The organism is Lysinibacillus sp. CTST325 (assembly GCF_054665055.1).
Genome location: NZ_BAAFHO010000003.1, coordinates 17,796 through 40,188, shown reverse-complemented (window position 1 = coordinate 40,188; position 22,393 = coordinate 17,796). Strand labels below are relative to the sequence as shown.

Here is a 22,393-nt window from a genome sequence, read left to right as displayed (position 1 = left end):
ACGCTTCGCTTTCGCACAGAGCAAAGCTTCCTGGGGGCGTCCGATGAGCCGCTTCGCTGCGCTGCAGGGTCTCGGGCCAACACGATGTTGGTCACGAAGGCGTTATCACAGGACGTGATGGTTTTAGCCTTCGTTCCTCTGAATCGCTAATCCCCAAGGAGTCGCCCAATCTCCACTCCAATCAACTTATCCAAATGGTATACGTTTTAGCAAAATGTCATTTCAAAATTCCTACCCTCCATGTATAAAAGTGCAAAAAAAAGCGAGGTAATTTCCAACGAATTAACAGTTTGGAAATACCTCGCTCTATTTATTTTGTAGTAAAATCTTTCAGTTGAGAAGGGGGGACGCAAGTGTTAGAAGAACAACTTTTCTGTAATGAGCATGATGCGCATTTGCCCTTCTTCTGCTTCTTAATGCTCTTATATAAGGCAATACCAGCATAGCCAAATATAATACAACCGATTAAGATATTAATTAATAAAGTCATTCTCTACACCTCACATCAATAAATTCCCAATACCATAAATCATAAGTGCAATAATATAAGCTACAACAAATGGATATATGGTTGCAAATAAAGTCCATTTCACAGACTGTGTTTCCCTTTTTATTGCGCCTACTGTGGCTAAACAAGGCATATAAAGTAAAACAAAGGCCAAGAATGTATAAGCGCTTAATGCAGTAAAATGAGTTGTCATTGTAGATGATAAGACACCTTCACTTACGCCATAAATAATCGCCATTGTCGAAACAATTACTTCTTTTGCCAGGAATCCAGCAATAAGAGATGCACCGGCTTGCCATGTTCCAAAGCCAAGTGGGATAAACAACACACCAAAAGCGCCACCAATCATTGCTAAAAAGCTGTCATCCATATTGACATTAGCGCCATGTGGTCCTAAATAAGAAAGAAGCCAAATAATCACAGAGCCAGCAAAGATAATAGTACCAGCTTTGCGGAAGAAACCTTTTCCTTTTTCCCAAGTAGAACGCCAAAGTGTTTTAAGCTGTGGTACATGATAGGCTGGTAATTCAACAATAAAAACTGAAGTTTCATTTTTCAAAATCGTCATTGATAATATTTTTGTCACAATAAGCGCTATCACTATACCCATTACATATAGGGAGAATACCACTAACGATTGATGTTGAGTAAAGAATGCTGCACCGAATAAAGCATATACAGGTAACCTTGCTGAGCAGCTCATAAACGGAGCAACAAGAATTGTTAATAGTCGTTCTCGTGGCTGTTCAATTGTTCTCGCAGCCATTACACCTGGAACATTACATCCAAAGCTTACAATCATCGGAATAAAGGCTTTGCCGTTTAAACCGAAAAATTCCATAAGGCGATCCATGACAACAGCAATTCTCGCCATATACCCTGAATCTTCTAATAGTGAAATAAAGAAAAATAGTACAAAGATTTGTGGAATGAAAACTAATACACCGCCAACACCTGCAATGATTCCATCACATATTAAATGAACAATAAAAGGAGATGCACCAATAGCTTCTAAGCCCTGAGTAACAGTATCTGTAAGGGGGCCTCCTACAATGCCATCTAGGAAATCAGATAGCGGGGTACCGATCCATGCAAACGTTGCTTGAAACATTAAAAACATAAGCGCTAAGAAAATCGGAACACCTAAAATTGGATGTGTTAGAATTTTATCAACTTTCTCTGACCATTGTGTTTCACTTTTCTCTTGTATAATTACTTCGCTATAGATGTTAGAAATATATAAATCACGTTTTCTAGCAATAGCTTTATTTAATGGTTCGCCTACTTGCTTCTCTAAAGCATCTCGCATAGTAGCTAGCTTTTCAAAGTAATCCTTTTCTTTCAAATAAGCGTCAACGGCTTCATTTCCTATTAAAAATTGAATAGTACACCATCTTCTTTGTTCTTCAGGAACATACTGTAACAATGCTTCAATTTTTGAGATGCCTTCTTCAATTAAGTCATCATAGGTTAATGTAAAACGTTGTTGAGTACGATCTGAGGCTTGAATAGCAGTATAAATACCTTCGACACCTTTACCAGTACGAGCGCTTATTGGAATAACTGGTACTCCCAAAGAACTCTGTAATTTTTCGACATCAATTGAAATGCCTTTCTTTTTCGCTACGTCAATCATATTTAAACAGATGAAAACAGGCTTGCTAAGTTCAAGTATATCAACTGTTAATTGCATATTTCGTTCGAAATTAGAGGCATCGATAATATTTAAAATTCCATCTACCTGATCTTCCAGTAAAAATGAAGTAACAACACTTTCATCTTTGGAAATAGGGTTAAGCGTATATACACCAGGTAAATCAATTATTTCTTTTTGTAGTTTTTTTACTTGTCCTACTTTTTTTTCAACGGTTACACCACTCCAATTGCCAACATATTCATATGAATTTGTTAACGTATTGAACAATGATGTTTTACCAATATTAGGGTTTCCTATTAAAGCTAATCTACTCATACTTGTTCGACCTTTATATCCATTAAATCTTTTTTTCTAAGCCCGATTTTCTGTCCTTGACATTCCAATATACAAGCTCCTGAAAACCATCCTTTTTGGACCATACAAACTTGACAGCCTTCTTTTATACCAAAAGCATTTAATCGTTTACATAAAAGAGAGTCAATTTGCTGTAGATCTTTCACTTTAACTTTTTCACCTAATTGAACAGCGTGAAGGTTCATAAGATCTACCTACTTTCTTGTGAGTGATAATTATTATCAAAAAGATCTTATCATTTTTTATCTAGTGTATCAATAATAAGTTTACTGTTGAAAGTAGTATTGGAATAGCAAAGATCAAACCCTATTCTTCATCGTAACAGCGAAGCATTCTGTACCCAACGCGGACATGTGTCTGGATGAACTTTGGGTTAGCTGGATTATCCTCTATTTTCTTTCGAAGAGTAGCCATAAAAACTCTTAAACTTGGAACATCCGATTGAAGTGCATTGTGCCAAACTTCCTTTAAAATAAAATTATGCGTTAAAACTTTGCCGACATGCTTTGATAAAATAACTAAGAGCTTATATTCAATAGGCGTCAAATGTACTTCTTTGCCATTTACAAACACTGTATTGGCCGCGTAGTGTATTTGTAAATGACCATTTACAAATACAGAAGGTTCATTTTCTGATGGATGCTCAAATGACATTCTTCTCAAAGCTACTCGAATTCGGGCTAATAGCTCTTCAACACTGAAAGGCTTTGTAACATAATCGTCTGCACCGGCATCTAAAGCATTGATTTTATCGTGCTCTTCGCCGCGTGCACTAACTACGATAATAGGTGTTTGAGTCCAGCTTCTAATTTTCGTTATAAGCTCTACACCGTCTATGTCTGGTAGTCCTAAATCCAAAATAATAACGTCTGGATTCATGGCAAGAGCTTTTTGTAAAGCACTATTACCATCTCTTGCAATGTCAAATTCATATTGCTGAGTAGCTAATGTCATTTTAATTAAATTGCCAATGGCTATATCATCTTCTACTACTAGAATTCGTTTATTCATCGAATTTCATTACTCCTTTTGGTGCATCACCATCGTGTAGGATTGATTTCCATTACGACTGGGCGCTTTCCTAGGGGCGTCTGATTGATCCCAAAGGAGTCGCCCAGTCTCTGCTTCAACCAACTTATATACATGGCATACCTTTTAACAAACGTCATCCCCAACTTTTGATGATAAGCTTCCTTTTTTTAGTGAAAAATTAAAAATCGTTCCTTTTGGTTTATTATCCGAAACTGTTATTTCACTACCATGTAATTTTAAAATAGTTTGACATAGAGCCAAGCCTAATCCTAAACCTCTTCGACTATCACTCCGCTGTACTTTTCCGGTAGTAAAAGGCTCAAAAAGGCTTGTTTTTATAGCATCGTCTATGCCGGGGCCATCATCAGCAATACTAAAATGTACGAAACGTTCAGATTCTTTGACATTTATAGTAATAACACTACCTGATGGCGTATAGGTCAATGCATTATCAATAATATTAATTAGAACTTGAATAATCAGTCGTGCATCCATTACAGCAAATAAAAATTCGGGTTCAATATGATAGGATATTTCATGTGTATTGTTAAGACGGACGACATGCGTCAGTGCCTCTTGAATAATATCTTCTACAAGTTCCAATTGCATCTCCATTGCAAATTGTCCATCTTCTAACTTAGACACAGCAAGTAAGTTTTCAACCATTTGAACAAGCCATTTCGAATTTTTATAAATATCCTCATATATTTTGCTTTTTTCATCTTCTCGAATATGAGGTGCACTGGATAGTAATATATCTGCATTACCGGAAATAGCAGTAAGCGGTGTTCTTAAATCATGAGAAACGGCGCGCAAAAGGTTTGCTCGCATTTGTTCCATTTCAGCTTCTCTAGCTACTTCTGCATTGAGTTTTTGTAAATACCATTTATCAAGTGCGAATGAAAAATCATTGATAATGGCATGCAAAATATTACGCTCAAATGCAGGTAATGGTGATTGCTTTGACAGGGCAATACCGATAACACCTTTAACACTCCCATTTGAAATAACCGGTAAATAGTAGGCATTCACTTCAGGAAATATATCAGTAGATACGCCTGCTCCATGCTTATTATTGATAACCCAGCTTACTACACCATGCTCATTCGGATTCTCGAAGAGGGATGCTATCTTCTTATTTTCAATACTAGATATGCTCTCGGTACGGAAAAAAGTGGCGTTCACAATTAAGGTATTTTCTATCTCAAAAAATTGTACTGGTTTTTCTACTAATTTAACGATTTGTGACATGCCTTCCATAATAATTTCTTCTATTGACTTCGCATGTTGAAGCCTACGATTTGTGGCAAGGAGCACCTCCATTCGATAAGATTTACGAACAGCGACAATGGTTTGCTCCTTTATTTTTTTCGTTAGGCTACTTGTAATCAATCCTGAAAGGAACATGATCACAAAGGTCATCGGATAGTCGCGATGATAGGCGTTAAATGAAAATCGTGGTTCAGTAAAAAAATAATTAAAAAGCAGTACTGCTAGGATGGAGCTAATAATGCTCATCATCCATCCTGATGACCAAATGGCAAGAATTAAAACACCCAAAATGTAGATAGTGATAATGTTCGAGTCGCTGACACCAATTGTGTAAAAATATAGCCCAACAACTGATACTATGCCAAACACTATAGCCATTTTTAATAAGTCATGCCATTCAAATGACAGCTTATTTTTTACAGTAGGGAAGTAGAATTGTTCATTTTCCTGATCTGGGACTATATGTATGGCTAAATTCGGCACAAATTCGTTGAGTCGATCACTGATTTTTGTGTTTGGTCGCCACCATTTTTTTCTCATGCTAGTTCTACCAATGACTAATTTAGTGACACCACTAATTTGTGCATAGTTGGCAAGTGCAGCAGCTACATCATCTTCCTGAACAATTACGACATGGCCGCCAAGCTGTTCAACAAGCTTTATATGTTGCTGAAGTCGTTCCGAATTTGCATTATTCCTAACTTGTTCTTGGATGTTTTGAACGTAAAGTGCTGTAAATTTCCCATGTAATGCCTGTGCTAGTCGTGCAGTAGTTCGAATAACCTTGGCATTCGTAGGAGAGCTACTAATACCGACAAGTAAATGCTCTTCGATTTGTACATGATGCTTTATAGACTCGTCGCTGTTTACCTGCTTATAGTTAATCGTATCTGCAGCTCTACGTAATGCAATTTCTCGAAGCGATACTAAATTTTGTTTACGAAAAAAAGATTGCAACGCTTTTTCAGCTTGTTGTTTTACATAAATTTTGCCTTCTTGTAGGCGTTGAATTAACTCATCTGGTTCAATATCGACAATTTTTATCAGTGCAGCTTGATCAATTAAATAATCTGGAATACGCTCTCGTACTTTTATCCCGGTTATTTCTTCTACTATATCGTGTAGGCTTTCAATATGTTGAATATTTACGGTTGTATAGACATGAATACCCTTTGCAAGTAATTCCTCTACATCCCCAAAACGCTTTTTGTGGCGCATCGTTGGAACATTGCTATGTGCCAATTCATCAATAATGACAATTTCCGGTTTGCGTTTTAGTACTTCATCAATATCTAATTCCTGAAAAGGTTTCCCTTTATAAATTATTTTTTTCGTAGGAATTTGCTCAAGTCCCTCGAGTAAAGCTAACGTATCTGGACGAGGATGTGGTTCTACATAGCCAACTACCACATCTTTACCAAGTTTTTGTGCTTGATGTGCTGCATCTAGCATTGCATAAGTTTTACCTACTCCAGCAGCATAACCAAGAAAGATCTTGAGCTTCCCTACAAATTGTTCTTCCTGTTGAAGCCTCGCTAAAAACGTCTCTGGAGTTGGACGTGTATTTTCCATCCTCTTTCACCTCATTTGTATTATAGCGTTATCTTCCATTAAGAAAGTATTAAGATTTTCCCTCTTTATAGTTTCTTAATAGGAAAAGCGATTTCCTAACACTACATTAATTTGAAAGTCAGTATGATGAGAACATCCAAATAAAGGAGGGTGCTCAATTGATGGACTTTTATATGATTGGCTTACTTATCATAAGCTTTGCAAGTCTATATGCATTAACAGCTTGGTGCTTCAAGTTAGTCGATGAAAAGTAAGGGGGAATAAAAAATGTGGATTGTTATGGGGATTGTACTTGTATTCCTTTTCGGTTATCTAGGGCATGCATTACTTTATCCTGAAAACTATTAATAGGCTTGTAGGAGGTATTGCGGTATGTGGCAAATCGCCATCGTATTAATTATTTCTTTACCAATCGTTATTTTAGCTGGTCACTATTTATTTAGGGTGACAATGCAACAAAAAACATGGCTTGATCCAATACTGGACAGATTGGATGCCGTTATTTATAAATTATGTGGCATTAAGCAAGTAGATATGACGGGTAAACAGTATGTACTTTCATTAATTTTGTCGAACGCCTTTATGGTGTTTATTGGATACGTTCTTTTACGAATTCAAGCTATGTTGTTTTTAAACCCAAATGAGATTGACAATATGGAAGCAACACTTTCATTTAATACCATAATTTCATTTATGACAAATACAAATCTTCAGCACTATAGTGGCGAATCAGGACTAAGTTATTTATCACAAATGCTAATCATTATCTTTATGATGTTTACATCTGCAGCTACTGGTTATGCGGCTTGTATGGCGTTCTGCCGTCGTCTTGTTGCTAAAACTGACACTATTGGTAATGTCTTTGTGGATTTTGTGCGTGTTATCACACGTGTGTTAATGCCTATATCTATTGTTGTGGCCATTATTTTAGTATCTCAAGGTACACCACAAACCTTAAGTGCGAATAAAACTGTACAAACAATAGAAGGTAAATTACAAGATATTGCACTTGGACCTGTAGCTTCTCTTGAATCTATCAAGCATATAGGAACAAATGGTGGTGGCTTCAATGGGGCGAATTCAACAACACCTTTTGAAAATCCAACGGTCATTTCTAATATTGTGGAAATGCTATCTATGATGCTATTACCAGGTGCTTGTGTCGTTGCCTTTAGTTTAATGGTTGCATATGGAAAAAGGAAAACGATCTTTGGAAAGCAAGGGCTAGCCATTTTTGCAGCAATGAGTGCGCTGTTCCTAGTAGGATTGGTGACTGTATATGTTGCGGAGAGAGCTGGTAATCCAATCATTAGTGAGCTCGGAATTGCACAGGATTTAGGAAGTATGGAAGGAAAAGAGATGCGCTTTGGGGTGGCTCAATCAGCGTTATTTACGACAGTGACCACTGCTTTTACAACGGGATCTGTCAATAATATGCATGATACATTAACGCCGCTTGGTGGTCTTGTACCGATGTTTAATATGATGCTAAATGTTGTGTTTGGAGGCAAGGGAGTCGGTCTGATGAACATGATGATGTATGTGTTACTAACAATTTTTATCGCCTGTTTGATGATTGGTCGAACACCTCAGTTTTTAGGTAAGAAAATTGAGGAGAAGGAAATGAAGTTAATTGCGCTTTGTATTCTCATCCATCCTGCTATTATTTTGCTATTTTCAGCGCTTGCGGTACTAACACCGTCAGGAGTAGCAGCCATAACGAATCCGGGGGCACATGGTTTATCTCAAGTTCTATATGAATTTGCATCTGCCTCAGCAAATAATGGCTCAGGTTTTGAAGGATTAGCTGACAACTCAACATTTTGGAATGTGACGACAGGGCTAGCCATGTTCTTCGGACGTTATTTGACGATTATTATTCAACTAGCAATAGCGTCACTACTAGCGAAAAAAATGTTTCACAGTGACTCGGTGGGAACATTGAGAACAGATAATACTATTTTTACATTTTTACTTGTTGCTATCGTTTTAATGATTGGTGCTCTTACATTTTTACCGGCATTAGCACTCGGGCCAATTACGGAGCATTTACAACTTTATTCATAAATAAGGAGAGACACGTATGGAAACAGCAAGAAAAAGTTTGCTTACGGGCAATATGCTAAAAAGCTCGATTATAGACGCTTTAAAGAAATTTAGTCCACTATATATGCTGAAAAATCCTGTTATGTTTGTAGTAGAAGTAGGGTTTATGTTTGTGCTGCTATTAACCCTCTTTCCGAATATGTTTGGTAGCGGAGTAGGAGAACATGATCGATTGTATAATGCGATCGTCGCTATCATTCTTTTTGTAACCATACTATTTGCAAACTTTGCTGAGTCGATTGCTGAAGGACGAGGAAAAGCACAGGTTCAAACGTTAAAAAATACTAAAACAGTGACACAGGCTCGTGTCTTACTTAGTGATGGCTCAGAAATACTTAAACAGGCACATGAATTAAAAAAGGGCGATATTGTTTTAGTTCAGGCAGGAGAAGTTATCCCAAATGATGGAGAAGTCATTGAAGGAATTGCTACTGTGGATGAATCGGCGATAACAGGTGAATCTGCCCCTGTTGTAAAGGAGCGGGGTGGAGACTTTTCATCAGTGACAGGTGGTACGACGGTTACGAGTGATTGGTTGATGATCGAAATTACTTCGATGCCTGGCGAATCATTTTTAGATAAAATGATCACGCTCATCGAAGGAGCCAGTCGTAAAAAAACACCAAATGAGATAGCGCTCAATACACTTTTAGTAAGTTTAACGATTATTTTCTTATTAGTTGTTGTGACGCTCTATCCAATGACAACGTATTTAAATGTACCGATTTCTATCGCAACATTAATTGCCCTGACAGTTTGTTTAATTCCCACAACCATTGGTGGATTATTGTCGGCAATTGGTATTGCAGGAATGGATAGAGTTACTCAGTTTAATGTTATTGCGATGTCTGGAAGAGCCGTAGAGGCGTGTGGGGATGTAGATACATTAATTTTAGATAAAACAGGAACTATTACTTATGGAAATCGCATGGCAGCTGAATTTCTCCCAGTAAACGGGGTGGAAAGTAAAGATTTAATGCAAGCTGCATGGCTTAGTTCTTTAACAGATGATACACCTGAAGGAAAGTCTATTTTGTCACTTGCTTGTGAATTAGGAGTGAATACTAACGATGAAGAAAACATTATCAAGTCAAGTGAACATATTCCCTTTACCGCACAGACTCGTATGAGTGGTTTGGATATGAAGGATGGCACAAAAATTCGAAAAGGAGCCTATGATACGATAAAAAAAGAGAGCTTAAAAGCAGGTCACAGCATTCCTACAAATTTGGAACAGCTGATTCAACAAGTATCTTCTGTTGGCGGAACACCACTTGTAGTAGCGTTGAACGATAAAATTATAGGTGTCATTTACTTAAAGGATGTCGTAAAGGCAGGACTCAAGGAACGCTTTGATCAGCTTCGAGCAATGGGTATTAAAACGATCATGTGTACAGGAGATAACCCGCTAACTGCAGCAGCCATCGCAAAGGAAGCAGGGGTGGACAGCTTTATTGCAGAAAGTAAGCCGGAAGACAAAATTCAAGTCATTAAAGATGAGCAGGCACAAGGGAAAGTAGTAGCTATGACTGGTGACGGGACGAACGATGCCCCTGCATTAGCACAAGCTAACGTAGGTCTTGCCATGAATTCGGGAACAAATGCAGCAAAGGAAGCAGCGAACATGGTCGATTTAGATTCAAATCCTACTAAAATTATTGAAGTTGTAGAAATAGGGAAGCAGTTGCTCATGACGCGAGGGGCATTAACGACTTTCAGTATTGCAAATGATATCGCAAAGTATTTTGCCATTATCCCAGCTATGCTAATGGTCGCTGTACCAGAGATGGGGACATTAAACATTATGAACCTCAATTCTCCATCCAGTGCGATTATTTCTGCTTTAATTTTTAACGCAGTGATTATCCCATTATTAATACCTATTGCAATGAAGGGTGTTAAGTATGAGCCGATGAGTGCTACGAAATTATTAAATAAGAACTTACTTGTTTATGGCGTAGGTGGGATTATCGCTCCCTTTATTGGCATTAAGTTGATTGATTTACTAGTTGGACCACTATTCCAGATGTTGGGGTTATAGGAGGAAGGACATGCGAAAATTTTTTGAGAATTCAAAGCAAGCATTTTTAATGACATTAACAATGTTCGTTTTATGTGGTTTTATATACCCATTTGCAGTGACGGCATTAGCTCAAGGGTTATTTCATCATAAAGCAAATGGTAGTTTAATAGAAGCGGAAGGTAAAGCTGTTGGTTCAGAATTAATCGGTCAAGCTTTTACTGCACCGGAATATTTCTGGGGGCGTGTCTCCTCTGTTAACTATAATGTCTATACGAAAGAGGATACGATACCAGACGAAAATGGCCAGATGAACTATAGTGGTGTTAGCTCTGGAACGTTTAACTATGCACCATCCAACCCAGAATTAAAGAATAGGATAGAAGCAGATATCGAGAAGTTTTTATTAGCAAACCCATCTGTAAAACGACAAGACATACCTGCTGATTTAATGACCGCTTCAGGCTCAGGTTTGGATCCACATATTAGTGTGAAGGCTGCAGAAATACAAGTCGAACGAATTGCCCAAGCAAGTGGGCTTTCGAAGGATGAGATTGAAAAAATTATAGAAGCAAATACGGAAAAACGTACGTTAGGGACTTTTGGAGAAAATAAGGTGAACTTCCTAATGGCGAATCTGGATATTGTGAAAAAAATGGAGAGGAAATAGGTTTATCACCAAAAGGTGGGGTGACATATATTAATAGATTTACCTTGTATATAAGTTGGAATGGAATTCAACCCTACGTTATGATGATGAGAAATAGAAGGAGAACAACAAATTGAAAAACAGGTAGAGAAGCTATTTTCTCTACCTATCTTTATATAAATAAATTAAGCTTGTGAATTGACAAGGATTTTAATATGGTTTCGCTCTTTCATTAGTGCCTCGAAGCCTTCTGTTACGACTTCATCAAGAGCAATTCGTTTCGTTACAAGTTTTTCAGCAGGGAAATAGCCTTGTTTCATTAATTCCATAACGGCTGGGAAAATATCGCGATAAGCAATAATACCTTTTACAGAACGCTCTGTCAGTACGATATTGTTAGGCAAAATAGAAGCTGCAGTTTCCCAAATAGAAACGATAATTGTTTCACCTTCAAATGTTGTTGAATCAATAGCTTGCTGTAATACTACAGGAACACCAGTTACTTCGAAGGCAACATCTACGCCACCATTTGTTAATTCATGTAGACGAGCTACTGCATCCTCATCTTTAGGATTAATAACTGCTGTAGCGCCTAGCTCTAATGCTTTAGCAGCACGCTCTGTTGAAAGTTCTACCGCATAAATTTCCGCTGCTCCAGCTGCTCGCAATGCCTCGATAACAAGAAGACCGATTGGCCCAGTACCAAAGACAGCCGCTGTATCGCCAGCTTTTAGTTTACTTTGACGAACTGCATGTAATGCTACTGCCGCTGGTTCAACAAGTGCACCTTGTTCATAGGAAAGCCCCTCAGGCATTTTATGTACCAATTTTTCATCTACCATTGTATATTCAGAGAAACCTCCGCCACCGCCAGAAAGACCGTGGAACCCTAGGTGCTTACAAATATTATATTTCCCTTTTTTACAAGCAGCACATTCGCCACATGCAAGAATAGGTTCTACAACGACAGGATCTCCAACTTGTACCTTTGTAACGCCTTCACCAACTTCTACTACTTCACCAGAGAACTCATGTCCCATAACAATTGGCGCAATATCTTTACTGACATAGTGAGGTTGTTCCACTGGAATGAATATTGGGCCAGCTGCGTATTCATGTAAATCACTACCACAAATTCCTGTCCAATGTACTTTGATTTTTACTTTCCCAGGTGCAATTACTGGTTCTTCAATGTTTTCTACACGGATGTCTTTTGCTTTATACCATCTTGCTGCTTTCATGATAAGTCAACCTCCTCTAATATCTTACATTTTTATCGTAACATATGGAAATTTTACAAGACATTAGTTAACAATAAATTGCCATAAAAAATACTAATTCTTGTTCTTCTTTTCGACAAAATATAAATAAAGTGTGTATCGAAAAAACAAAGGTTGATTTTCACTCGAGGGCACGGAAAAATCTATATCTTCTCACATTGCGAGGTATTCAACGATTAAATCGTTGAATACCTCGCTTTTTTCATTTGGCACTGTGACTCTACTGTTGTTTTCCGAAGCATTCTGCTCGCTTTCCGCGGGCGAGCGCCAAGCCTCTTCCTACGCTTCGCTTCGTGCGGGGTCTCGTCTGTCTCGCTTTCCCGCAGGAGTCGAGCGATGCTTCTCCAAACAACGCAATGTATCACACTATTATTTTAGTCACGCTTTCCTTTATAATAAGAGAATTAATGTGCAGGTGGTGCCCCCGATGATTTCAAATCAAGAAAACCTTAATTTAAGTCCATATATGGCGATCTACGATATTGTTGTGCCATTTCAAAATACGGAAGCATTTAAGCAATTAGCTGCAAATCGCAACAAAGTAGAAGCGAAGAATAGTGAATTAAAAAATGGACACGGGTACGATACGGCATCGACTGCGGGTCTATTTGGTATGGAAATTCAAGGTGCTACAACGATATTCGCTGTCAATTTGAAACGGATATTAAAGCTACTAAACGAAAATGAATAAGGAATAGAGACAGAAATAAATCACTTCCTGTTCAAAATCGAACAAGAAGTGCCTTATTTTTATATGAAAAAGGTTCGCTTTTATGAAGACGTAAGTTTTTCAGTGCCCTCATTTCACTCCGAGTAGTGTTTTTCGCGCAAGCTCATCCCGAAGGAGTCGCCGCTCTCCATGAGTTCATCATTATAATAAATAGCAAACTGAATCAAAATTTTATTAATTTTTACATACTTAGAAGATATCGACTAAATTATATTGGAAACTCACCTAGAAGAAAACGAGTCAATTTCGACGTTCCTCACAAAATGGGATGTCGAGGTCTTACGATTACATTACTAAACAGCTTTATGCAATCAGGAGTAGCGTTTGTCTAATGGTCTGAATGCTTTTTTTATTGCATATTCACAGTATTTCGAGTAACTTTGATAAGGGCTTCGCTACAGCCATGATAAAAATATACAATTATGTTCATGCTTTAGATAATGGGACGTTAATATACCTAAAAGTTGAATCATGATACAATGGGAAAGATGTTAGGAGGAACGAATTATGTCAAAATATACTGATTATAATTTTCAGCCATTTTTGCAGGACGCAATTGCAAAACTTGGCTTTACAGAACCAACGCCGATTCAAAAGGAAATCATTCCGCTATTATTAAAAGGAAAGAGTGCAATCGGACAAGCGCATACAGGAACGGGAAAAACACATAGTTTTTTAATTCCGATTGTGCAACGAATTAATGCTGACAAGCAGGAAGTACAAGCTGTTATTACGTCACCTACACGTGAGCTTGCACAACAAATTTTTGATGCATTAAATCAATTAATAGAAGGAACAACTATTCAAGCGAAACTATTTATTGGAGGTACGGACAAACAACGCTCCATTGATAAGTTAAAAACGCAACCACAAATTGTTGTCGGAACGCCAGGACGTATTCGTGATCTCGTTGCAGCGCAAGCGTTATTTGTGCATACGGCGCCAATTTTAGTTGTCGATGAGGCAGATTTAGCCTTCGATATGGGCTTTATAGAGGAAATCGATGGTTTTGCTTCCCAAATGCCAGAAAACCTTGAAATGTTTGTATTCTCAGCAACAATTCCAGAAAAGCTTCAGCCTTTCTTAAAAAAATATATGGAAGCACCTGTTCATATCCATATGAACGATAAACGCCCGGTCGCAGAAGGAATTGACTTTGTGCTTGTACCAGTGCGTTCTAAATCACGTAACAAACGTTTGTTGGAAGTTATTGAAGGAATCAATCCATTTTTAGCTGTCATTTTCACTAACACACGTAAAACAGCAGAGCAAGTTGCAGGTTACTTAAATGAAAATGGGGTTCGCTGTGGTCAAATACATGGTGATTTAAGTCCGCGTGATCGTAAGAAGATGATGAAGCAAATTCGAGATTTGGACTATCAATATATTGTTGCAACAGATCTTGCGGCGCGTGGTATCGATATTCAAGGAATTTCACATGTCATTAACTACGAAATTCCAGAGGACTTAGAATTCTTTATTCATCGTGTGGGACGAACAGCGCGTGCAGGGAATAAAGGAACTGCTATCACATTGTTTGAGCCATCAGATGAGGATGCAGTAGTACGTGTTGAGAAAATGGGCATTCCATTTGTTCAAAAAGACGTGAAAAATGGCGAATGGTCTGAATTAAAAGAGCGTCATGCACGTAAAAATCGTGTGAAGCATGAAAATGAAATCGATGCAAAAGCTAAATCATTAGTACGTAAGCCGAAGAAAGTAAAACCAGGCTACAAACGAAATATGAAATGGGAAATGGACAAAATTAAAAAGCGTGAACGTCGCTTAAAAGCTCGCGGTAAAAAATAAGGAGGCTTTCAAATGCTACTTGGATCACATGTTTCAATGAGTGGAAAAGAAATGCTGCTCGGGTCAAGTAAAGAGGCTCTTTCGTATGGGGCAAATACCTTTATGATTTATACAGGAGCACCTCAAAACACTCGTCGTAAGGCAATCGCTGACCTCAATATTATGAACGGTTTATTACACATGAAAGAGCATGGTATGACGAATATTGTTGTCCATGCTCCATACATTATCAATATTGCGAACACAGAAAAACCTGAAACTTTCCGTCTAGGTGTAGATTTTTTACAGTCTGAAATCGAACGTACAGCAGCGTTGGAAGCAACACAAATTGTTTTGCATCCAGGTGCCCATGTAGGTGCGGGAGCAGACGCAGGGATTGCCAAGATTATTGAAGGTTTAAACGAAGTGTTGTCACAGGATTACCCTGTACAAATCGCATTAGAGACAATGGCAGGGAAGGGAACTGAATGTGGTCGTTCCTTTGAAGAGCTTGCTAAAATTATAGATGGTGTAACAAATAATGAGCGTCTTTCAGTATGCTTTGATACATGCCATACTCATGACGCTGGTTATAATATTGTAGAAGATTTTGATGGCGTCTTAAATGAGTTTGATAAACTGATAGGTGTTGATCGTATCAAAGTCCTGCATATCAATGATTCAAAAAATGTCCGTGGTGCAGGAAAAGACCGTCACGAAAATATTGGCTTCGGTCATATTGGCTTTGATGCATTAAAAAATATTGTGCATCATCCACAATTAATGGAGATTCCTAAAATCCTAGAAACACCATTTGTTGCTTTAAATAGTGATGCCAAATCAAAATCGGCTCCTTATAAACATGAAATTGAAATGCTTCGTAATGGAGAGTTTAAACCAGAGTATGCTCTAAGAGGATAGAATAAAAAGCCTGAAATCAGCGGTATAATCGCTGATTTTCGGGCTTTTTTTATCTTCGTGGTGATTGAGATGAATGCTGATGTATTCCTTTAATTCAGTGGGTGTCTAAACACATACTGAAATAGAGGAACTCCGTCTAAGATCGCCACGTCCAGTGGCGATTTATCTGTGCGACAGCGGCAAATGTCTTCTGCGCGAAAGCGAAGCGACAGCGGCAAATGTTTACTGTAGCGAAAGCAAAGCGTCAGCTACAATTACGCCAAGGCGGAATGGTTTATTTCGTAAACAATGCAATTAGTTGTCTGGAACGCTTTCTACCTAAAACAGCTTCTACCTCTACAAGAATATCTTTTGGAATACCTAAAAAGAGCCACGTAAATGAGAATTGCTCCAAATAAGGACGGAGTTTTCTTACTTCAGAAGTAGTAATTTCAAATCCTTCAGCACGTGCAATCGCAACAACTTCCTTATCACTACTTTGTGTTAATTGCTGTAAAAATTGAATACTCAAAGCTAATCCTCCTTTTAAAGTTGTTTAGTTTCTTGAAACAAAATCATTCTTGTGAACGTCGTGCCAGCTAAGAAAAAGCTTCACATTAATGTATTAGAATCAATGTCTGTACCAACTTGAAATCGAAAACAGTAGAATAGCAATCTTATTTTCTTTACAAAAACTGTACTTTCATATATACTTACAACTTGTTAAATCGTAATGATTTTGAATTAGAAAGAAGAGAACATACATGAAAAAATCATTAATTGACATTGAAAACGTGTCATTTCAATATGACTATACGCAAGTATTAAAAAATATCTCTTTCCGTGTAGAAGAGGGAGATTTTTTAGCACTTCTTGGTCCGAATGGTTCAGGGAAATCTACATTATTAAAAATTATTTTAGGATTACTAAAACCGATGTCTGGAGAAATAAAGCTATTTGGTGAACCAAGTTCAACTTTTAAGCATCGTGAATGGATAGGGTATGTGTCACAAAAATCTAATGCCTTTAATTCAGGTTTTCCAGCAACTGTCCAAGAAGTAGTGAAAAGTGGATTATCGAAAAAATTAGGATTATTTAAAAGACCTGGACGAGATGCAAAGGACAAAGTGTTAGAAGCATTAAAAGCTGTTGGAATGGAAGCATTTATCAATCGTAATATTGGTGAGTTATCTGGTGGGCAACAGCAACGTGTCTTTATTGCAAGAGCATTGGTTAGTGAACCGAGGCTACTAATATTAGATGAACCAACTGTCGGCATTGATCATGAGAATGTGCAATCATTTTATGATATGCTGGCGAAATTAAATCGGGAACAGGGAATTACAATGATTCTTGTTACACACGATGTTGATACAGTGTCGAATCGTATCAGTCATGTGGCATGTTTAAATCAAACTATACATTTCCACGGTTACAAAAATGAATTTGATACAATTTCTCATGATGCGCTTGATGCTTGGTATGGCCATTCTGTGAGAAAGATTCACTAGAAGGAGAAGGCATAATGATTGAAGCAATTTTTAACTATGAATTTTTACAAAATGCCTTTTTCTCTGGGCTATTAATTGGCATATTGGCACCGCTATTAGGTGTTTTTATTGTCGTTCGCAGGCTTTCGCTTATTGCTGATGCCTTGTCACATGTGACACTGGCGGGAATAGCGGGAAGCTTATATATCAGTCAATCTGTTACAGCCTTAGCAATGTTAAATCCGATTTACTTAGGCATACTGGCCTCTGTCAGCGGTTCTATTTTAATTGAGCGTCTTAGACGTTTATATAAGCACTATGAAGAGCTTGCTATTCCAATTATTATGTCTGGTGGAATTGGTATTAGTGCTATATTTATCTCGCTTGCGAGTGGCTTTAGCACGGATTTAATGAGCTATTTATTTGGTTCAGTGTCAGCTGTATCACGGCAGGATTTATGGGTAGTAGTAGGAATTGCTGCCGTTGTCATTATCTTTTTATTTATATTTTTTAAGGAACTTTTTGTTTTATCTTTCGACGAGGAATATGCAAAAGCTAGCGGTCTGCCTGCACGTTGGATTCATCTCTTATTTATGATCGTTACAGCGCTTGTTATTGCTGCAAGTATGCGCATCGTCGGAATTTTACTGGTATCATCACTTATGACGTTGCCAGTGGCTGCTGCAATGCGACTCGCAAAGGGCTTTAAGCAAACAATCATTTATGCAATTGTTTTTGGCGAAACGGCTGTGTTAATCGGTTTAGTCAGTGCTTTTTATTTAGATTTAGCACCCGGTGGTACAATTGTCGTTACTTCTATCTTAATTTTGTTACTTGTAATACTAGTGAAGAAAATAGTATTTAAAATGGCTACAAAACGGGAGGAGGTAGCGCAGTGAATGTTTCAAGAGCGTGGGAAATTTTAAAAGAAAACGGCTTTAAAAAAACAGATAAGCGGGAGTTAATATTAGATATGTTTGCAGCAACAGATAAATATTTAACTGCTCGAGATTTATTAGATGTTTTGAAGAAAGATTTTCCGGGTATGAGTTTCGATACGATTTATCGCAACCTTTCAACGTTTGTGAAGCTAGGAATACTGGAAGAAACTGAGTTATCAGGGGAACGAAATTTCCGTATGCATTGTGAATCTGAACATCATCACCATCATTTTATTTGTATGGATTGCGGCAATGTTAAGGAGCTAAATCTCTGCCCTATGGAAATGCTTGGAGAAAAGCTGCCAGACTATGAAATTGAAAATCATAAATTTGAGATCTATGGTAAATGTCCAGAGTGTAAGCATGAAACTTTGTGAAATTTGGCATGACAATATTTGAAGAAAGGGGTAGTTCCAAGTGAGGTTTCATTTGGAACTACCCCTTTTATTGTAACTATGCTGTTATACGAGTAGTGTCAATTTTTTTGTACAAAAGTCTTCCCCCGACTATTATTGCGCATCACTCTAATAATCTATGATTTTTGAGTGAAAGGAGATTGGTAAATGTCCGCTAGGCATTTAAAAAGATGTATTTCTAAATAGAAGGTATTTGCTGCTTCACGGGTATTTGTCTTCTTTCCGCAAATAATAAAAAGACGAATGATAAATCATTCGCCGATTTTTATATTATTGATGATTTTGTTGGAATTCTACCATAAAGTCACGTAATGCTTCACATGCCTCTAATGGTACGGCATTATAAGTAGAAGCACGGCAGCCGCCTACAGAACGATGTCCATTAAGTCCAACAAATCCTGCTGCTTTTGCTTCTGCAAGGAATTGCTTTTCAAGCTCTTCATCAGCAACACGGAAAGTGATGTTCATTAAAGAACGGCTTTCAGGTGTTGCGTGACCAGTATAGAATCCGTTGCTATTGTCAATAGCATCATAAATTACTTTTGCTTTTAATTCATTATGCTTAGCAATTTCAGAAACGCCACCTTTTGATTCTACCCATTTTAATACTTCACTTAACATATAGATACCAAAAGTAGGTGGTGTATTGTATAAAGAGTTGCTGTCAGCGTGCGTTGAGTATTTAAGCATTGTAGGGATATTTTTATTCGCTTTCTCTAGCAAATCTTTACGAATAATGACTACTGTTACACCAGATGGACCAAGATTTTTTTGAGCCCCTGCATAAATAAGACCAAATTTACTTACATCTACTGGTTTAGAAAGAATATCACTAGACATATCCGCAATTAATGGTACACTACCTGTTTCAGGGAATTCCTTCCATTGTGTACCGTAAATCGTATTGTTTGAAGTGATATGCAAATAGGCATCCTCTTCATTGAATTGAATGTCTGCTAAAGTTGGGATATTGCGGTATTTATTTTCTTTTGTACTAGCAGCTTCAACAGGCGTACCAAATAATTTAGCCTCTTTGAAAGCTTTTTCAGACCATGATCCTGATAATACATAGCTTGCTTTTTGATCTGCTTGTAAGAAGTTCATCGGTATCATAGTAAATTGAAGACTAGCTCCACCTTGTAGGAAAAGGACTTCATAGTTTTCTGGGATAGCATAAAGCTTTTTCAATAAAGCAATTGCTTCATTATGTACTTCGTCGAAAATGGCACTGCGGTGGCTCATTTCCATAATTGACATGCCTGAGTCACGGAAGTTTACTAATTGTTGTTGGGCTTTTTCTAATACTTCTAGTGGTAGGGCAGAAGGGCCTGCGTTAAAATTGTATGCTCGTTGTGTCAAAGTGGTACACTCCTTGTTTGTTTTATAAGGTTAAACCTTAATCATAGGGTTTTTAGTCCTTACTTATTGGTTATTGAATCTATCGGGCTTTTACAATCAGTTCATAGTCATCTAGCTAACTTTTTCATTTATAGATAATAGATTAAGCGGAATACTGACCGTTAAAAGCACTTTACTGGATTATAACTCAATTTTCAAGAGAAAAAATAAAATTCTCACTATTCGAGGAGAATAACGACAGGGTCGCAACAAAATGTACACAATTGAGTTAAAATTCATAATAGCGTTTTAGCTTTAAATACGAACAAACCGAAACATGGTTGTACATAAGTGAGTTAATATTTCGTGATTTATAGTTTGCTTAAACAGTGGAATTATAAAATGTTCGTGTTTGTTTAAATGAAATTTCTTCTGCCCAATAAGTACTCGCTTGTACATTCCGCTCCAGAAGGACGTTTTCCATGGGTGTAGTCTAAGTTCTTATAGGGTATAAATTGATACATTCAGAGGTAGAAAGGAATACAAAAAAGCAGCCAATATTGACTGCTTTTCTATCGCTGATTCAGTTTTAAATGTGGTTTATATTAAAAATAACATTGTTTTGCATAAAAACTAATCAAATTAGGAGGGCAAAATTATGAAAAATAAAGAACGACGATTAATTTGGTTTAGTATATTCATTGCATTACTATTAACGATTTTTATTAATACATCTACAACTTTTGGTGCACCGTTAAAATGTTTATGGTAGAAACGACGAGATAAAAACTTTCTTCTCACTATTTACTCCAAAAAATTTTACTCAAACCCATTTGCAATAAATGTTCTATTTATTTATGTAATTCTAACTATAATCATTAAAAATTATAAGTTATACGTTTCTAAACGAAAAAAACGTTGAACGAATTTTAAGTTGGACGAAATATTTCTAACCTACAACAAAAACCAAGTAACTTTCGGTATAATGAATTGTGAATATAGATATAAGGGGTGTTTTAAATGTTTACAATAGAAGAAGCGTGTTTAGTTGTCGTCGATGTCCAAGGGAAGTTAGCGACAATTGTTGACGAAAGTGAAGCGGTGATTGAACATGTGGCCAAGCTGGTACAAGCTATGCAAGCTTTGGAGGTACCTATTTTATGGCTCGAACAAAATCCTAGCCGTTTAGGTGGGACGGCCTTAGACATTGCTCAGCATATTCAAGGTCAACAACCTATAGCTAAAATGGCTTTTAGTGCATGCCAGGAGCAAGAGTTTGTCGATGCAATGAAGGCAAGTGGTCGTTCTCAATTTATCGTGACAGGTATCGAAACACATATTTGTGTCTACCAAACGGCCAGACAGCTAAAAGAACAAGGGTTTGAGGTTGAAGTTGTTGCAGATGCAGTATCCTCTCGTACAAAGGCCAATAAAGAGATAGGGCTTGAGAAGATGAAGGCACTTGGAATTTTACCAACAAGCGTGGAAATGATTTTATACGAGTTACTACAACGTGCAGATCATCCACATTTTAAAACGGTGCTACAACTCGTTAAATAACAAAAAACTCATCATTTAGTTAACTATACATTGAGCCCGTAATGGCTTTATATAATAATCACGTATCAATGATGACTTGGCAATTATTGATACGTGATTTTTTTATTGGCTGTCTACTCAAAGATTGTTGTTATTCAACTAACGAAACAGTTTAGTACAAGAAGAATTCAAGTAAATAATAGCCTTTAGAGGGGATTTATTGGGTATTATGCTAAACTGAATAAAAGGAGATTAAAGGATTGATTCAATTAATGGATATTAGAAAACCTAACGAGTTTGAACTAAAAAAGATATTATCTCTTTCTCCTCAAGCTGTTTTTGATGGCACACTAGGCGAAGTAGAACCTACGAAAGAAAAAATCGACCAACTTGTTAAACCACTTTTGGAAAAGGGAAGCTATTATTTAATAGCAACAGAAAACGATAAATTAATGGGCTGGATTCTTATAGGAGCTAGCAAAGACCAATTTACTGATATGATGAATGGATTCATTTATGAACTGTTTGTTATAGAAGAATTTAGAGGGAATGGGATTTCCAAAATGTTAATGAAAGCAGGTATTGATCACCTAAAACAAGATGGATATTCAGAAATCCGTCTTAGTGCATTTTCAGGAAATCAAGCAATTAAACTGTATGAAAAATTGGGATTTAGTATTAGGACAGTTACTATGAGTTTGCAGTTATAAGCAACTAACCTTCTTCACTACGAGTGCTTAACTTCAAGATGGGATTCCACAGGGATCCCATCTTTTTCTTCTTCAACTAGCGGAGCAGTTT

The 22,393-nt window shown here is 37.3% G+C and carries 18 protein-coding genes and 1 pseudogene; 11 read left to right on the top strand and 8 right to left on the bottom strand.

Annotation, left to right across the window (positions count from 1 at the left end):
• Positions 1 to 310 precede the first annotated feature (310 nt).
• The 5 genes from ACYQ73_RS09960 to ACYQ73_RS09940 all read right to left on the bottom strand — a co-directional run bounded on the left by ACYQ73_RS09960 (position 311) and on the right by ACYQ73_RS09940 (position 6,395).
• Positions 311 to 490, bottom strand: a complete 180-nt coding sequence (locus ACYQ73_RS09960; protein WP_460012359.1) for a FeoB-associated Cys-rich membrane protein — start codon at positions 488 to 490, stop codon at positions 311 to 313.
• Between the two features lie 10 nt (positions 491 to 500).
• A complete protein-coding gene (gene feoB / locus ACYQ73_RS09955; protein ID WP_460012358.1) occupies positions 501 to 2,480 on the bottom strand; it encodes a ferrous iron transport protein B in 1,980 nt (659 codons plus the stop codon).
• The gene (locus ACYQ73_RS09950; RefSeq protein ID WP_049663835.1) at positions 2,477 to 2,704 is read right to left on the bottom strand and encodes a FeoA family protein; all 228 of its coding nucleotides are present in this window, start codon (positions 2,702 to 2,704) and stop codon (positions 2,477 to 2,479) included. The genes feoB and ACYQ73_RS09950 overlap by 4 nt, the downstream gene beginning before the upstream one ends.
• A 121-nt stretch (positions 2,705 to 2,825) precedes the next feature.
• A complete protein-coding gene (locus tag ACYQ73_RS09945) occupies positions 2,826 to 3,530 on the bottom strand; it encodes a response regulator transcription factor (RefSeq protein WP_460012357.1) in 705 nt (234 codons plus the stop codon).
• 144 nt (positions 3,531 to 3,674) lie between these two features.
• Positions 3,675 to 6,395 (bottom strand): DUF4118 domain-containing protein, encoded by a 2,721-nt coding sequence (locus ACYQ73_RS09940; RefSeq protein WP_460012356.1) that lies wholly within the window; start codon positions 6,393 to 6,395, stop codon positions 3,675 to 3,677.
• Positions 6,396 to 6,767: 372 nt separating this feature from the next.
• On the opposite strand from ACYQ73_RS09940, the gene kdpA reads away from it, so the two are divergent.
• From kdpA to kdpC, 3 genes are read left to right on the top strand one after another with little or no spacing between them, the layout of a single operon-like run.
• On the top strand, positions 6,768 to 8,462 hold the full coding sequence (gene kdpA, locus ACYQ73_RS09935; protein ID WP_460012355.1) for a potassium-transporting ATPase subunit KdpA: 1,695 nt from the start codon (positions 6,768 to 6,770) through the stop codon (positions 8,460 to 8,462).
• A 16-nt stretch (positions 8,463 to 8,478) separates the two neighbouring features.
• Positions 8,479 to 10,542: a potassium-transporting ATPase subunit KdpB gene (gene kdpB, locus ACYQ73_RS09930; RefSeq protein ID WP_460012354.1), complete on the top strand. Its 2,064-nt coding sequence runs from the start codon at positions 8,479 to 8,481 to the stop codon at positions 10,540 to 10,542.
• Positions 10,543 to 10,552: 10 nt separating this feature from the next.
• The gene (gene kdpC / locus ACYQ73_RS09925; RefSeq protein WP_460012353.1) at positions 10,553 to 11,191 is read left to right on the top strand and encodes a potassium-transporting ATPase subunit KdpC; all 639 of its coding nucleotides are present in this window, start codon (positions 10,553 to 10,555) and stop codon (positions 11,189 to 11,191) included.
• 164 nt (positions 11,192 to 11,355) lie between these two features.
• Here kdpC and ACYQ73_RS09920 read toward each other — a convergent pair whose 3' ends face one another.
• Positions 11,356 to 12,411 carry a 2,3-butanediol dehydrogenase gene (locus tag ACYQ73_RS09920; protein WP_460012352.1) on the bottom strand — a complete coding sequence of 352 codons (1,056 nt, stop codon included), beginning with the start codon at positions 12,409 to 12,411 and terminating at the stop codon, positions 11,356 to 11,358.
• A 532-nt stretch (positions 12,412 to 12,943) separates the two neighbouring features.
• Between ACYQ73_RS09920 and ACYQ73_RS09915 the strand changes: the two are divergent.
• The 3 genes and pseudogenes from ACYQ73_RS09915 to ACYQ73_RS09905 all read left to right on the top strand — a co-directional run.
• Positions 12,944 to 13,141 (top strand): annotated as a pseudogene (locus tag ACYQ73_RS09915) (transposase); the annotation flags it as partial.
• A 546-nt stretch (positions 13,142 to 13,687) separates the two neighbouring features.
• On the top strand, positions 13,688 to 14,989 hold the full coding sequence (locus ACYQ73_RS09910; RefSeq protein WP_460012351.1) for a DEAD/DEAH box helicase: 1,302 nt from the start codon (positions 13,688 to 13,690) through the stop codon (positions 14,987 to 14,989).
• Positions 14,990 to 15,001: 12 nt separating this feature from the next.
• A complete protein-coding gene (locus ACYQ73_RS09905; protein ID WP_460012350.1) occupies positions 15,002 to 15,889 on the top strand; it encodes a deoxyribonuclease IV in 888 nt (295 codons plus the stop codon).
• Between the two features lie 274 nt (positions 15,890 to 16,163).
• Here ACYQ73_RS09905 and ACYQ73_RS09900 read toward each other — a convergent pair whose 3' ends face one another.
• Entirely contained in the window at positions 16,164 to 16,400 is a 237-nt protein-coding gene (locus ACYQ73_RS09900; RefSeq protein WP_053484617.1) for a Nif11 family protein, read from the bottom strand.
• A 232-nt stretch (positions 16,401 to 16,632) separates the two neighbouring features.
• Between ACYQ73_RS09900 and ACYQ73_RS09895 the strand changes: the two genes are divergently transcribed.
• Genes ACYQ73_RS09895 through ACYQ73_RS09885 form a run of 3 tightly spaced genes read left to right on the top strand, consistent with a single transcriptional unit; the run spans position 16,633 to position 18,676 of the window.
• On the top strand, positions 16,633 to 17,379 hold the full coding sequence (locus ACYQ73_RS09895; protein ID WP_460012349.1) for a metal ABC transporter ATP-binding protein: 747 nt from the start codon (positions 16,633 to 16,635) through the stop codon (positions 17,377 to 17,379).
• A 14-nt stretch (positions 17,380 to 17,393) separates the two neighbouring features.
• Positions 17,394 to 18,257, top strand: a complete 864-nt coding sequence (locus ACYQ73_RS09890) for a metal ABC transporter permease (protein WP_402934421.1) — start codon at positions 17,394 to 17,396, stop codon at positions 18,255 to 18,257.
• Positions 18,254 to 18,676 (top strand): Fur family transcriptional regulator, encoded by a 423-nt coding sequence (locus ACYQ73_RS09885; protein WP_142509824.1) that lies wholly within the window; start codon positions 18,254 to 18,256, stop codon positions 18,674 to 18,676. The genes ACYQ73_RS09890 and ACYQ73_RS09885 overlap by 4 nt, the downstream gene beginning before the upstream one ends.
• 309 nt (positions 18,677 to 18,985) lie before the next feature.
• On the opposite strand, the gene serC is transcribed toward ACYQ73_RS09885, so the two are convergent.
• A complete protein-coding gene (serC, locus tag ACYQ73_RS09880) occupies positions 18,986 to 20,074 on the bottom strand; it encodes a 3-phosphoserine/phosphohydroxythreonine transaminase (RefSeq protein WP_460012348.1) in 1,089 nt (362 codons plus the stop codon).
• A gap of 999 nt (positions 20,075 to 21,073) precedes the next feature.
• On the opposite strand from serC, the gene ACYQ73_RS09875 reads away from it, so the two are divergent.
• On the top strand, positions 21,074 to 21,613 hold the full coding sequence (locus ACYQ73_RS09875; RefSeq protein WP_460012347.1) for a hydrolase: 540 nt from the start codon (positions 21,074 to 21,076) through the stop codon (positions 21,611 to 21,613).
• Between the two features lie 251 nt (positions 21,614 to 21,864).
• Positions 21,865 to 22,302, top strand: a complete 438-nt coding sequence (locus ACYQ73_RS09870; RefSeq protein WP_460012647.1) for an N-acetyltransferase family protein — start codon at positions 21,865 to 21,867, stop codon at positions 22,300 to 22,302.
• Positions 22,303 to 22,393: the final 91 nt, after the last annotated feature.

Coding starts and splice junctions, on each gene's coding strand:
- ACYQ73_RS09940 (WP_460012356.1), bottom strand. CDS start 6,395: ATGGAAAATACACGTCCAACTCCAGAGACGTTTTTAGCGAGGCTTCAA.
- ACYQ73_RS09950 (WP_049663835.1), bottom strand. CDS start 2,704: ATGAACCTTCACGCTGTTCAATTAGGTGAAAAAGTTAAAGTGAAAGAT.
- kdpB (WP_460012354.1), top strand. CDS start 8,479: ATGGAAACAGCAAGAAAAAGTTTGCTTACGGGCAATATGCTAAAAAGC.
- ACYQ73_RS09895 (WP_460012349.1), top strand. CDS start 16,633: ATGAAAAAATCATTAATTGACATTGAAAACGTGTCATTTCAATATGAC.
- ACYQ73_RS09905 (WP_460012350.1), top strand. CDS start 15,002: ATGCTACTTGGATCACATGTTTCAATGAGTGGAAAAGAAATGCTGCTC.
- feoB (WP_460012358.1), bottom strand. CDS start 2,480: ATGAGTAGATTAGCTTTAATAGGAAACCCTAATATTGGTAAAACATCA.
- ACYQ73_RS09920 (WP_460012352.1), bottom strand. CDS start 12,411: ATGAAAGCAGCAAGATGGTATAAAGCAAAAGACATCCGTGTAGAAAAC.
- ACYQ73_RS09890 (WP_402934421.1), top strand. CDS start 17,394: ATGATTGAAGCAATTTTTAACTATGAATTTTTACAAAATGCCTTTTTC.
- ACYQ73_RS09870 (WP_460012647.1), top strand. CDS start 21,865: ATGGATATTAGAAAACCTAACGAGTTTGAACTAAAAAAGATATTATCT.
- ACYQ73_RS09960 (WP_460012359.1), bottom strand. CDS start 490: ATGACTTTATTAATTAATATCTTAATCGGTTGTATTATATTTGGCTAT.
- ACYQ73_RS09910 (WP_460012351.1), top strand. CDS start 13,688: ATGTCAAAATATACTGATTATAATTTTCAGCCATTTTTGCAGGACGCA.
- kdpA (WP_460012355.1), top strand. CDS start 6,768: ATGTGGCAAATCGCCATCGTATTAATTATTTCTTTACCAATCGTTATT.
- ACYQ73_RS09945 (WP_460012357.1), bottom strand. CDS start 3,530: ATGAATAAACGAATTCTAGTAGTAGAAGATGATATAGCCATTGGCAAT.
- ACYQ73_RS09875 (WP_460012347.1), top strand. CDS start 21,074: ATGTTTACAATAGAAGAAGCGTGTTTAGTTGTCGTCGATGTCCAAGGG.
- kdpC (WP_460012353.1), top strand. CDS start 10,553: ATGCGAAAATTTTTTGAGAATTCAAAGCAAGCATTTTTAATGACATTA.